The sequence below is a fragment of the Exiguobacterium sp. UBA3491 genome (assembly GCF_002377745.1).
GTDB lineage: Bacteria > Bacillota > Bacilli > Exiguobacteriales > Exiguobacteriaceae > Exiguobacterium_A.
In genome coordinates this window covers 265655-277069 of the sequence record NZ_DFQK01000032.1, presented here as the reverse complement: position 1 = coordinate 277069, position 11415 = coordinate 265655, and the positions used below count along the sequence as shown (strand labels likewise).

Below are 11415 nucleotides of genomic sequence, written 5' to 3'. Positions count from 1 at the left end.
ATGTTCCCCACCTTACAGGGGATAAAACGACTTTGCAAGTCACGTCAAATTCATGAAAAGTGCCGCTACGCCTAGTGCCTTAAGGGATTGGGACGGTTTTAGTCCCTATTGAAGTTCATCAATTTGAAATATTCAGAATGATTGAATAAAAAATAAATGACCCCAATAAATTAGGATCATTTATGTGATGTTAATTGGTCCAAAACCGTTGGTATGCGGCGCTTAAACGGTCTATTGCCTGATCTAATTGAGCACGAGGACAGCCGATGTTTAAACGTTCAAACGTTTCGCCACCAGATCCGAACGAAGAACCGTGCGTTAGAGCGATTTTTGCCTCCTTGACGAGCCAATCTGCTCGTGTTTTACTATCTAGCTCGAGTGCTTTGAAGTCGATCCACAACAGGAAAGTTGCTTCTGGAATGACGACGTCTAATTTTGGCATCTCTTGGCGAAACCGTCGGATGGCATGGTCACGATTTCCTTCTAAATACACAAGTAATTGTGAAAGCCATTGCTCACTCGCAACATCACCATACGCTGCTGTAATAGCAGTTGAAGCTAATGCATTCGGGTGAACGAAATGACGCTGCTGGATACGCTCGATCTGTTGACGAATCGAGATGTCAGGTACGATCAGATAAGACGCATAGAGACCCGGAATATTGAACGTTTTGGATGGTGCACTTACTAAAATGAGTTTTTCATAATCCAAACCAAGAATAGGCGTGTGCACGGAACCTGTATAGACGAGGTCCGCATGAATCTCATCGGATACAAGATAAACATCATATTGCTTCGCGAGTTCGACGATTTGTTGTAATTCTTCTCTCGGATAGACTTTACCGCTTGGATTATGCGGGCTACAGAGAATCATCATACGTGCTGTTCGCATTTGTCGTTCGAGAAGTGGAAAGTCGGTCTGGTACGTCTCACTGTCTAAAAGAAGCGGACTTTCAATGAGTTGTCGTTGATTAGACTGAATGATTTGATGAAATGGAGGATAGACCGGTGTTTGGATGATGATTTCATCACTTGGTTCAGTCAATGCTAGGACAGTATGCGCAAGTCCAGGAACGACACCGCTTGAATAAAGAATGGAATCAGTAGTGATTGATACGTCATACCGCTTTTGAAACCAATGCTGAATCGCTCGTTTTGCTTCGTCTTCAAACATCGAGTAACCGAATTGACCTGTAGCAGCACGTCTTGTCAATCGTTCTGTGAGATGATGCGGTGGACGGACATCCATGTCGGCGACCCACATCGGAATCAGCTCATCGGATCCATAAAGTGAATGAAGTCCGTCCCATTTGACGGATCCTGTATTTCGTTTCTCAATCGTTTCATCGAAATTAATCTGCTCCATCAGACTTCACTTCCTATTCTTTTTAAGTTAAACTGCTCTATTTCACCATAGCGGATAAAGAGAGGAAGGAGCAAGTCGGAAAATAAAAGGTTTAACATTTATTCGATCAGGCAATTATTTAACTCGAACCTACCATAACAGAACGGAGTGATGATCATGTTACATTCTAAAGTAGTTGTCGGGCGAACGCCTGAAGAATTAGAAGAACGATTGAACGAATTTTTTGAGAACAACGGTGTTGGGTCAAACGCCATCATTACGTTGAAATTTTCAACATTCGTCGCGTCTAAAGCGGATGAACATTATTCGGTTTTAGTCGTCTATGATAATTCATTAACAAAAACGACACTGTAAAAAAGTAACAAGGAGTTGCGTGGAAATCACGTCGACTTCTTGTCTTGTCTTTTTTTATAAGTTATACTAGAAACAGATTTTACAAGCTTCCGTAGGTTAATGGCAGACCTCAGCAATGGTAATGCTGCAGTGCGAGTTCGATTCTCGCCGGAAGCATACATGCGTCTTTCGTCTCAAGTGATATATACTTGAAACGAAAGACTTTTTTTATGATGGATTCATCTTTGATTGAGGAGTGAACTTCATGCATCCAGTCATTCATTCTGTTGGCGATAAGATCAAGCAAGAACGAAAAAAACAAGGAATGACACAAAAAGCACTTTGTGAAGGAATTTGTAGTCAGGCTGAGATCAGCAAAATCGAAAATGGTCGAAATTCTCCGACGATTGATTTACTACAGCAAATTTGTCGAAGACTGCGCATTCCGATTTCATTGTTTTTTGAAGATGAGATCGTGTCACAAAAATTAAATGAGATTGATCAAAAAATGTTACGCCATATGAGAGAGAAAAATTACTCATCTATGGACAAAGATTTAGAAGAATATGCGAAATCAAATACAGCGTTTGAAATTCAAGTGTTAATTCGTTATCATCGAAAATTACTATTATATGAAAAAGGAAACATCGATTTTAGAACATGCATTTCTGCTTTATTAAAATTAGTCAGCGAAGAAAAGTTAGAAGAAAAATCATTTCTTCTCTATACTCGAATTCAAATGGCAATCGCTGTATTGTATACGAATCATGAAGATTACATGCATTCCCATCAAATCTACGTAGAATTACTAAAACTACATTATCAGACGCGAGAATATAAAAAAATTAGAATGAAAATCATATACAACTATTTACGTAACTTATACAGATTAAAGCGATTCGAGGAAGGGTTACAAGAAGTAGAACGAGTCATAGAAGAAACTAAAGAAATACAAGATTTGACATACCTTGGTCATTTCTATTATCAAAAGGGCTTTTTTTTAGAATCATTAAACGCTCCTGAGAAAAGTGTTAAAGAAGCTTACACGATTGCTTACTCATTTTTTACTGCGACAAACAATCACGCATACCGAAAAATTCTTGAAACACATTTATCAGATTTATTACTATTCCCTATCGACAGAAGTGAAGGGAAATGATGAATTTGGAAAATTTAACTTCGTCAATTGGTAAAAAGATTAAACAATTGCGTATCGAAAAGCATATGACTCAAAATGAACTATGTGAAGATATTTGTAGCCAAGCTGAAATCAGTAAAATCGAGAATGGCTTAAATTCACCAACCGTAGAATTATTACAAAAAATTGCCTCTCGTTTAAATAGTCCAATTGCACTTTTATTTGAGGATCCTCAAGCTAATGAAGAGATTGAGTTTTTTGATAAATTTGTTTCGGATCAACTTCGAGAAGAGAATTTTGATCAAATCATACAATTCATTTCAAACTATGATTATAACGAGAATATGAATTTAATCATATTAAGTACTTACTTTCAAATCATCGTGGATCTGAAACAAGATCAATATGATTTTAGAACGGCGACTTCCTTATTAAGTAATCTAATACGCGAATATGATGTTTGGAATGAATCTATTTCTTTTTTTGTTCGGATTAAAACAGCAATTGCCAATCTATATGCTGAACATGAGTTGTATCATTTAACTACAAGTGCATATCTCGACATTGAAGCGTCTTTAGAAAAAATCGGAAGTTCATTATATGTCACTTCATTGATAAAAATTTATTTTAATCATGCTCAAATTCTTTTGTATCAAGACATGTTTGAAGAAGCGAACGTGTTTATTCAAAAAGGGATTAATTTATGCTTAGATTCTCAACAAACCTTTCTTTTAGGTCATTTTTATTTTCAATTAGGTAATTATCAAGAATCCGTCAATAACGGCTTATTTCAAAAAACATATACATTAGCCTATACATTGCTTCACGCATTTGAATTTCAAACGACGAAACAATTAGTCGTTGACTTGAAGAAAGAATATTTATTGTTTACTTTCGAATCTACCGCTAAACACGAATCATGATTTAAGATACGATGTGACGTTTTAAAGTATTTGGAGGATTTGATAAGATGGTTAAAGCCAATCCAATTGGAGAAAACTTAAAACGATTTCGTGTTCAAAAGGGGTATTCTCAAAATGAACTGTGCGCTAATTTATGCAGTCAGGCTGAAATTAGTAAAATTGAAAATGGCTTAAATTCTCCGACTGTTGAGTTAATACAACAACTGGCTGTAAGGTTGCAAGTTCCCATCTCGTTGTTATTTCAAGAACATACAGATGAAGAAAAGTTCTTTCAGCTGGATCGATTCTTATCCGACTTGCTTCGAGAGGAAAAGTACCAAGAGGCAATGGAACGAATCAACCAGCAGGAAGTGGATGCAATCGTCGAAGTAGATATTTTAAAAATTTACATCAAGACGATCATTGATTTAAAACAAAATCGGATTGATTTTCGGACAGCTGCGAGCCTACTCAGCAACTTGTTGAATGAAAAAGAAGTGTGGTCGCATTCCATTCAATTGTTCATTCGAATCAAAATGGCGATTGCAAATATGTATTCAGAAAAGGATCTATTTCATTTAACGGAATCCGTATATCAGGAATTGGAAAATGAAATTGAAATCCTTCAGTCGAATAATCATCTGAATGCGCTATTAAAAATTTATTTTAATCATTGTCAGATTCTTGAATACCAAGGGAAGTCTGAGGACAGTATCGCCATCGCTAAGAAAGGATATAAACTATGTTTGCTGCATAATCATACATTTTTATTTGGACATTTTTATTATCAGCTCGCGCACTATCACGAACAGTCAGGTGAAGATGAGATGTCACTTCAAAAACAGTATTCCGTCGCCTATACATTGTTTCACGCGTTTGAGCACGACGTTCGAAAACAGATGATTCTACGTATGAAGGAGCAATATATATTATTTAAGTTCTAATTTTTTGTAACAATTTTCACTACAAAAAAATACCTTGCTGGTCTAAAAATCACCGAACAAGGTATTCAGGAGAATGTTCAGTTGGAAGACGGTCATTTCTTAGGTCACTTTTACTTTCAAAGGGGATACTTTAAGCAGCAATTAAATGGTGATCTCTCAGATATCCAGCGTGATTTTACGATGGCCTATTCCTTATTTTGTGCATTTGATATGCCGATTCATGAAAAACGTCTTCTGGAAGAATATGCAGAATATGTTCTATTCCCAATTTAAAACGAACGACCGAATTGTCGGCACTCTTGAAGCGCTTGTTCGATCAATTCAGATGCACGATCTGGGTATTGCTGATGTCCTTCTAAAATGACAGTTGATACATCATTGATCCCAAAGAATGCTAACAAGTCTAACATATAGCGAACCGCGTGTTCACTTGGGGCTTTCTCTTTTGTCGAGTAATCACCACCGCGTGAATGAATCAACAGCACTTGTTTGTCTTCAACAAGTCCGATCGATCCTTCGGCTGTATAACGAAACGTTTGACCAGCCTGGGCGAGATAATCCATGTAATTGTGAAGCGGTGCCGGAACCGTTAAGTTCCACATCGGAAATGAAAAGACAACTTTATCGGCATCTAAGAATCCGTTTAGATATTCTTGAAGCCGTTGTGCATGAGTCGCATCATCTCCAGTTAATTCTTCCCCTTTAAATAGCCGCCCTGCCGCGTTCGCAAGTTTTAGGTCAAAGAAGGGAAGACGTTCCTCGAATAAATTCAAAACCGTAATTTTGTCCTCAGGATGGTTTTCACGATAAGCATTCAGAAAGGCATCGTTTAATTCAGAACTGATGCCTTTTTTTTGATGTATGCTATCGTTTGCTTCGATGAATAGTAAATGAGACATAGTGATCGCTCCTTTCTATACCTATCTATTCCCATTTTGCTTAAAATCATGACTTCCCATTATTTTATTATTTTTAGAAAATTCAAGTTTTATTTTGGTTCTGATAAGGAAAATAAACGACAGGAACTTGAAAGAGGGGATGGCGGTGAATACACAGCGACGTTCTTCCAATAGTCAGCAATATCATCGAGAAATTCGGGCAAATTATCAATTGTTCGGAATGATCATTTTTATTTTGACGAGTTGTGGTGCCGTTTTATATATCGTTGCCAATACATTTAGTAGTTATGGTTTAAAAGGGGAGGATTGGATACGTGCACTTGTCATTGCGAGTGCTGGGAGTGTTCAATACTTCGTCGGTAAAAGTACATTGTCAGACCGACTAAAGCCACATATGATGTCTAGCGTTTTTTTATTGATTCCATATATTTATCATCCATTCATCGGTAGGGGAGTCCAGACAGTTTGGGCATGTGCCCTTCTATTCATATTAGCTTCCTTAGTCGTCATCAACCGAACGATGCTACTGTACGCAACAAGCATCACGACGGTTTCTCTTCTTTATATTTGGTATCAAACTCCATCACTTGAAAACACTTCGATGTTTGTATCCGATCACATCGCGCGTATTGGACTTATCTTGATTGCGACGATCATTAGTTTACTGATCCATAATCAATATGTTACCCGTCTTGAACGAAATATTGAATACTTAGCCCGTTTACAGGAACAAGCATTTACGGATCCCGTGACAGGTTTACCAAACCGCTCTTCGTTTGTCATTGAAGTAGATAAAAAAAAAACAAGATGGCGATATGATTTGTCTCGTGGATTTGGATGATTTCAAAACAGTAAATGATGCATTCGGTTACCGAACTGGTGACCGTTCATTACACATCATTGGTCGACGATTGATGAATCGTTTTTCAGATTGTACGATTACGAAAGCGAGCGGTAGTGCTTTTTTACTGCATGCGCCTTATCATCATGATGCACGAGTCCTCTGTGACGATATTTTATCAAGTGTATCAGAACGTGTACAAATTGACTTTAAGCAAATCAATGTTACTGCGAGTATTGGTGTTTCCTATATCAATGATGAATCGACGGACCATGTCATCAATGACGCGGAGATTGCACTATTCACAGCCAAAGCAAATCGAAAGAACACGTATGCGATCACAGACTTAGCAATACAAAATGAACGGAAGCGAGCACTCCAGTTAACGCGCGATTTATATGATGCAGAATTGGATCGAGACTTCTTTATTTTATTTCAACCTCAAGTCAATGCGAGAACGCGTCAAATTACAGGTGTAGAGGCTTTAATTCGTTGGAATCATCCGGAATACGGTCTTGTTCCACCAGTTGAGTTCATTCCACTCGCGGAAAGAACACGATTTATTGAGACATTAGGGCGATGGGTCATGCGTCTAGCCTGTCTTCAAGGAAAAGCTTGGTTGGAGGAAGGGAAGGAACCTCTAACGATTTCGGTTAATGTTTCACCGTGGGAATTACGACAAGCTGATTTTACGAATCGAGTGCTCACTATATTAAAGCAAACAGGTTTTCCTCCATCCCTACTTGAAATCGAGATGACAGAACATATCTTTATCGAAGGAACCGAGCAAATTATCGAAACATTAAACGCACTCCATTTGTATGGCATTCGAATCGCTCTTGATGATTTTGGAACTGGATTCTCATCCATGCAACCACTCGTGGAACTACCATTCGATCAATTAAAAATTCCAAAAGAAATCGTTCAAGAAGCGATTCATTCTGAAAGGAAACGAGCAATGATCGAGACAATCATTCAATTAGGAAAACGATTAAATATGACAATCGTAGCAGAAGGAATCGAACTTGAAGAAGAGGCAACATTGCTCGAACAGATGGGGTGTCATACGTTACAAGGATATCTATTCTATCGACCGCTTCAGCCGCAACAATTAGAACATTTTTTAGCCATGTATCGAGAAGGCTAAACAGATATCAAACAATTGAAAATACAAACAGGCGAAGGATCATGTCCATCGCCTGTTTGTATTACCATATACGAGATAATAAATCAGAGATACCGGGCAAAACGACGCTCGAGAATCTCTTGGATGACTGCGATACATGAACATATACCCCAGTAAATGAACGCAACGACAAAATAGACGGTCATATAGTCGAATTCACGCCCTCCAACGATTTTTGCCTTTTGAAAAATTTCAGGGACAGTAATCATGGCAGCAAGCGACGAAGCTTTGACAAGATCTAGCAAGACGTTCGAAAGTGGTGGGATGGCAATTCGAATCGCTTGTGGCAAAATGATGCCAACAAACGTCCGATACCTAGATAAACCGAGGGACGCCGCTGCCTCTTCCTGCCCACGATCAATCGAGAGTAAGGAAGAACGAATGATTTCTGCCATGTATGCCGCACTGTTTAAACTAAAACCAGTAATCGCAGCGGTCAACGCGTTCAGTTGAATATTGATGACTGGCAGCCCGAAATACAACATGAACAATAGCACAAGGATGGGTACACCACGCATAAATGAGATGTAGGCGCTCGCTCCAATACGCAATACTCGAAAATGAGAGAGACGACAAAGGGCAAGAATTAACCCAATTCCAAGACCAATCGCCATGCTGAGCAAAGAAATCCATAATGTTTGTCCAAGTCCACTTAAAATATATGGAAACGATTCGACCGCCAATTCCGGATTGAAGACGGACCGCCAATCAATCGAAGACATCGTCAGTTCACATCGACGATTGTCGTTTTGACGTCAGGCATTTGGGAGACATCTTTTCCAGCATAGAATTGCTTCGAAATTTCCTTTAACGTGCCGTCTTCCTTCATTTTATCGAGTTGTTCGTTAATGTTGGATTGAAGTTCCTTGTTATCTAAATCCATGATTAAACCAACCTGACTTGGATTATAAGCGATATCAGGATGAATCGTAATATCGAAGTCCTTGAAGAAATCGACAGCGAGTGTTTGCAAGTAGTAATCATTCAAGATGACGTCTGTTCGACCATTTGAGACATCTCGTAGATATTGATCGTTCGTCGCGTTATCGTACGTGACTTCTTTTGCACCATATTTTTTAGCAATCTGCATATACGTCGTTGTAGCTTCTCCGGCAGCTTTTTTTCCTTTTAGATCTTCGAGAGACTTGATGCCTGACAAATCACTTTTACGAACGATTGCCGTACCATACGTATATTTATATGGTTTTGAGAACGCGAATTTTTCTTTACGATCATCGGTGATCGTAATGTCGTTGGCGGCAAGATCGACTTGACCTGTATTGACGCTTGTCAACATACCGTCGAATGACATCTCTTTGAATTTCACTTTCAAATCAAGTCGTTTGGCTACTTCTTTGACGACTTCAACGTCGAATCCAGTCAACTTATTGTTTTTCTCTTCATGATAAGATGTCGGATAAAGTGTACCAGCCGTAGCGACGACAATCGTTCCTTCTTTTTGAATCTTGTCATATGCGGTTGCCTTCTCCTCTTGCTGACCACATGCGCTTAATAAGATCGAGCTTCCTGCGATCAAGAGACCCGTAAATTGCATTGTTTTTTTCATCGTATTATTCCTCTCTTTATTTCCATGATCAATAACTCTTTTCATAGTTAAAAATACCACGGAATCATATGTTCGGGCAAAGTAATACGCGCACAAAGTGTAGAATTCAACCAAAAAAAATATTGAATGAATATCCAAGTTTATGTAAGCGTTATCAATGTTGATATATGGTAATTCTATCTCTAGAGGTTGAACAAAATGGTGATTATGCATAGTAGCGAATAAACATAAAAGGGTGTAAAGTATAATTTAACTGAATATACAGAAAATTAAGAAGGCAAGGAGAGTGCTACTATGACATTTCATCAATACCCTGAACAGCAGGGATTATACGACCCTCGTATGGAACATGATGCGTGCGGGATCGGGGTTTACGCACATCAAACAGGACGAGCGAGTCATGAAATCGTTGAACATGCATTGGCCATGCTTTGTCAAATGGAACACCGTGGTGGACAAGGAAGCGATGCGAAAACCGGAGACGGGGCGGGTATTTTAACGCAATTACCAGATCGTTTATTTCGTGAAACGGTTCGTCACATTTCCTTCCCTAAAAAAGGGGATTATGGCGTTTTCATGATGTTCTTACCACGTGAGGAACGGGAACGGATGCGACTCGAACGAACGTTAGAGTCAATCATTTTGACGGAAGGACAAGACGTCTTAGGATGGCGTACCGTACCTGTTCAGTCCGAAGTGCTTGGGTCGGGTGCCCGCCGCACGGAGCCAGTCATTCGTCAATGTTTCATTGGTGCACAGGCGATGGAAGGATTGACATTTGAACGAACACTCTTTTTGATTCGTCGCGCATTTGAACGTGAATCGGAGCAACTCGGTCTTGAACAATACGTCCTGAGTAGCTCGAGTGAAACAATCGTTTACAAAGGACTCGTGACGACGGATCAATTGCGTGCTTACTTCGATGACTTACGAGACGAACGTTATCAATCAGGATTTGGTATTGTGCATTCACGTTTTAGTACGAATACGTTCCCAAGTTGGAAACGTGCCCATCCGAACCGTTATTTGATTCACAACGGCGAAATCAATACGTTGCAAGGAAACATCCGGGCAATGCGCGGTCGAGAACGTCGACTTGCTGAGACGACGTACGGTAATCGGGCAGAGGAAGTGTTGCCGATATTGGATGAGACAGGTAGCGACTCATCAATGCTTGATAATGCGTTTGAGTTTCTTCATCTGTCAGGTCTTTCTCTCGCTGAGACAGCACTGATGCTCGTGCCGGAACCATTCGAACATGCCGAAATCAGACCGGCGAAGCGCGCGTACTATGAGTATCACAGTAGCATGATGGAACCGTGGGATGGTCCGTCTGCCATCGTCTTCACGAACGGAAAACAGATTGGTGCGACGCTTGACCGAAACGGTTTACGCCCGGCGCGATATGTATTGTTACGCGATGGTCATTTCATGTTGTCGTCAGAAGCAGGAGTACTCCCTCTTCGTGAACAAGACATTTTGTACAAAAAACGATTAGCACCGGGTGAACTCCTTTTACTCGATTTTGCGTCCGGTCAGTTAATCGCAGATGAAGAGATCAAGCGGGAGTTAGCGACACGTCACCCTTACGCGGAGTGGCTCGCTCAAGAAGTCGTTTCCCTCTCAAGTAACGACTTCAAGGAAACACTCATTGAACTTGGAACGAAACAGCGGCATTTTGGATACACGCGTGAAGATATCGATCAATACTTGATTCCACTCGTCGAAGAACAAAAGGATCCGTTAGGCGCGATGGGAACGGACATACCGCTAGCGGTCTTAAGTGAACGTCCTCAATCCTTGTTCCGTTATTTCAAACAGCTATTCGCACAAGTCACGAATCCACCGATCGATGCGTTACGCGAAGAGATCGTCACCTCGACGCTAACATGGCTTGGTCGACAAGGGGAGCTGCTGACGCCGAACCGTGCGAACTGTCGTCGTGTTCGCTTAGAGACGCCGATCCTGCGACCAGACGAAGCCCATGTGCTTAAACAATGTGGACTTAAGCAGAAAACGATCTCAACGACGTTCACCGACTCGCTTGAAGAAGCGCTTGACATGATCGTTGATGAGGCTGTGACCGCTGCACAAAACGGGTATGAATTATTGACGTTATCGGATCGTCTCGTTCGCCCTGGAGCATTACCGATGCCAATCCTCTTAGTAACGAGTGCGATTCATCATGCGCTGATCCGTAAGGGATTACGAACAAATCTCAGCTTGATCGTTGAAGGTT

The 11415-nt window shown here is 40.2% G+C and carries 12 protein-coding genes and 1 tRNA gene; 9 read left to right on the top strand and 4 right to left on the bottom strand.

Annotated features, from left to right (window positions below; translation table 11 throughout):
• Positions 1 to 190: 190 nt before the first annotated feature.
• Positions 191 to 1366, bottom strand: coding sequence for a MalY/PatB family protein (locus B4F99_RS13860; protein ID WP_290759024.1), 1176 nt, complete (start codon positions 1364 to 1366; stop codon positions 191 to 193).
• A gap of 156 nt (positions 1367 to 1522) precedes the next feature.
• On the opposite strand from B4F99_RS13860, the gene B4F99_RS13855 reads away from it, so the two are divergent.
• From B4F99_RS13855 to B4F99_RS13830, 6 genes are all read left to right on the top strand, one after another.
• Positions 1523 to 1720 carry a hypothetical protein gene (locus B4F99_RS13855; protein WP_035407347.1) on the top strand — a complete coding sequence of 66 codons (198 nt, stop codon included), beginning with the start codon at positions 1523 to 1525 and terminating at the stop codon, positions 1718 to 1720.
• Positions 1721 to 1805: 85 nt separating this feature from the next.
• Positions 1806 to 1876, top strand: a tRNA-Thr gene (locus B4F99_RS13850).
• Positions 1877 to 1964: 88 nt separating this feature from the next.
• Positions 1965 to 2858, top strand: a complete 894-nt coding sequence (locus tag B4F99_RS13845; RefSeq protein WP_290759021.1) for a helix-turn-helix domain-containing protein — start codon at positions 1965 to 1967, stop codon at positions 2856 to 2858.
• Positions 2855 to 3760, top strand: coding sequence for a helix-turn-helix domain-containing protein (locus tag B4F99_RS13840; protein ID WP_290759018.1), 906 nt, complete (start codon positions 2855 to 2857; stop codon positions 3758 to 3760). Before B4F99_RS13845 ends, B4F99_RS13840 begins: the two co-directional genes overlap by 4 nt.
• A 47-nt stretch (positions 3761 to 3807) precedes the next feature.
• Positions 3808 to 4683 carry a helix-turn-helix domain-containing protein gene (locus B4F99_RS13835; protein WP_290759015.1) on the top strand — a complete coding sequence of 292 codons (876 nt, stop codon included), beginning with the start codon at positions 3808 to 3810 and terminating at the stop codon, positions 4681 to 4683.
• A 12-nt stretch (positions 4684 to 4695) separates the two neighbouring features.
• Positions 4696 to 4956 (top strand): hypothetical protein, encoded by a 261-nt coding sequence (locus tag B4F99_RS13830; protein ID WP_290759495.1) that lies wholly within the window; start codon positions 4696 to 4698, stop codon positions 4954 to 4956.
• Here the strand turns inward: B4F99_RS13830 and B4F99_RS13825 are convergent.
• Positions 4953 to 5582 (bottom strand): FMN-dependent NADH-azoreductase, encoded by a 630-nt coding sequence (locus B4F99_RS13825; RefSeq protein WP_290759012.1) that lies wholly within the window; start codon positions 5580 to 5582, stop codon positions 4953 to 4955. The genes B4F99_RS13830 and B4F99_RS13825 overlap by 4 nt on opposite strands.
• Before the next feature lie 145 nt (positions 5583 to 5727).
• Between B4F99_RS13825 and B4F99_RS13820 the strand changes: the two genes are divergently transcribed.
• Together B4F99_RS13820 and B4F99_RS13815 are read left to right on the top strand one after the other, a co-directional pair.
• Positions 5728 to 6423 carry a hypothetical protein gene (locus B4F99_RS13820; protein WP_290759010.1) on the top strand — a complete coding sequence of 232 codons (696 nt, stop codon included), beginning with the start codon at positions 5728 to 5730 and terminating at the stop codon, positions 6421 to 6423.
• Positions 6398 to 7570 (top strand): putative bifunctional diguanylate cyclase/phosphodiesterase, encoded by a 1173-nt coding sequence (locus B4F99_RS13815; RefSeq protein ID WP_290759008.1) that lies wholly within the window; start codon positions 6398 to 6400, stop codon positions 7568 to 7570. Before B4F99_RS13820 ends, B4F99_RS13815 begins: the two co-directional genes overlap by 26 nt.
• Before the next feature lie 83 nt (positions 7571 to 7653).
• Here B4F99_RS13815 and B4F99_RS13810 read toward each other — a convergent pair whose 3' ends face one another.
• Positions 7654 to 8331 (bottom strand): amino acid ABC transporter permease, encoded by a 678-nt coding sequence (locus B4F99_RS13810; RefSeq protein WP_290759004.1) that lies wholly within the window; start codon positions 8329 to 8331, stop codon positions 7654 to 7656.
• A gap of 2 nt (positions 8332 to 8333) precedes the next feature.
• The gene (locus B4F99_RS13805) at positions 8334 to 9176 is read right to left on the bottom strand and encodes a transporter substrate-binding domain-containing protein (protein WP_058705360.1); all 843 of its coding nucleotides are present in this window, start codon (positions 9174 to 9176) and stop codon (positions 8334 to 8336) included.
• A gap of 294 nt (positions 9177 to 9470) precedes the next feature.
• Between B4F99_RS13805 and B4F99_RS13800 the strand changes: the two genes are divergently transcribed.
• Positions 9471 to 11415 (top strand): glutamate synthase central domain-containing protein (locus B4F99_RS13800; protein ID WP_290759000.1); only part of this gene is annotated, 1945 nt, incomplete at its 3' end.

Coding starts and splice junctions, on each gene's coding strand:
- B4F99_RS13860 (WP_290759024.1), bottom strand. CDS start 1,366: ATGGAGCAGATTAATTTCGATGAAACGATTGAGAAACGAAATACAGGA.
- B4F99_RS13855 (WP_035407347.1), top strand. CDS start 1,523: ATGTTACATTCTAAAGTAGTTGTCGGGCGAACGCCTGAAGAATTAGAA.
- B4F99_RS13845 (WP_290759021.1), top strand. CDS start 1,965: ATGCATCCAGTCATTCATTCTGTTGGCGATAAGATCAAGCAAGAACGA.
- B4F99_RS13840 (WP_290759018.1), top strand. CDS start 2,855: ATGATGAATTTGGAAAATTTAACTTCGTCAATTGGTAAAAAGATTAAA.
- B4F99_RS13835 (WP_290759015.1), top strand. CDS start 3,808: ATGGTTAAAGCCAATCCAATTGGAGAAAACTTAAAACGATTTCGTGTT.
- B4F99_RS13825 (WP_290759012.1), bottom strand. CDS start 5,582: ATGTCTCATTTACTATTCATCGAAGCAAACGATAGCATACATCAAAAA.
- B4F99_RS13815 (WP_290759008.1), top strand. CDS start 6,398: ATGATTTGTCTCGTGGATTTGGATGATTTCAAAACAGTAAATGATGCA.
- B4F99_RS13810 (WP_290759004.1), bottom strand. CDS start 8,331: ATGTCTTCGATTGATTGGCGGTCCGTCTTCAATCCGGAATTGGCGGTC.
- B4F99_RS13805 (WP_058705360.1), bottom strand. CDS start 9,176: ATGAAAAAAACAATGCAATTTACGGGTCTCTTGATCGCAGGAAGCTCG.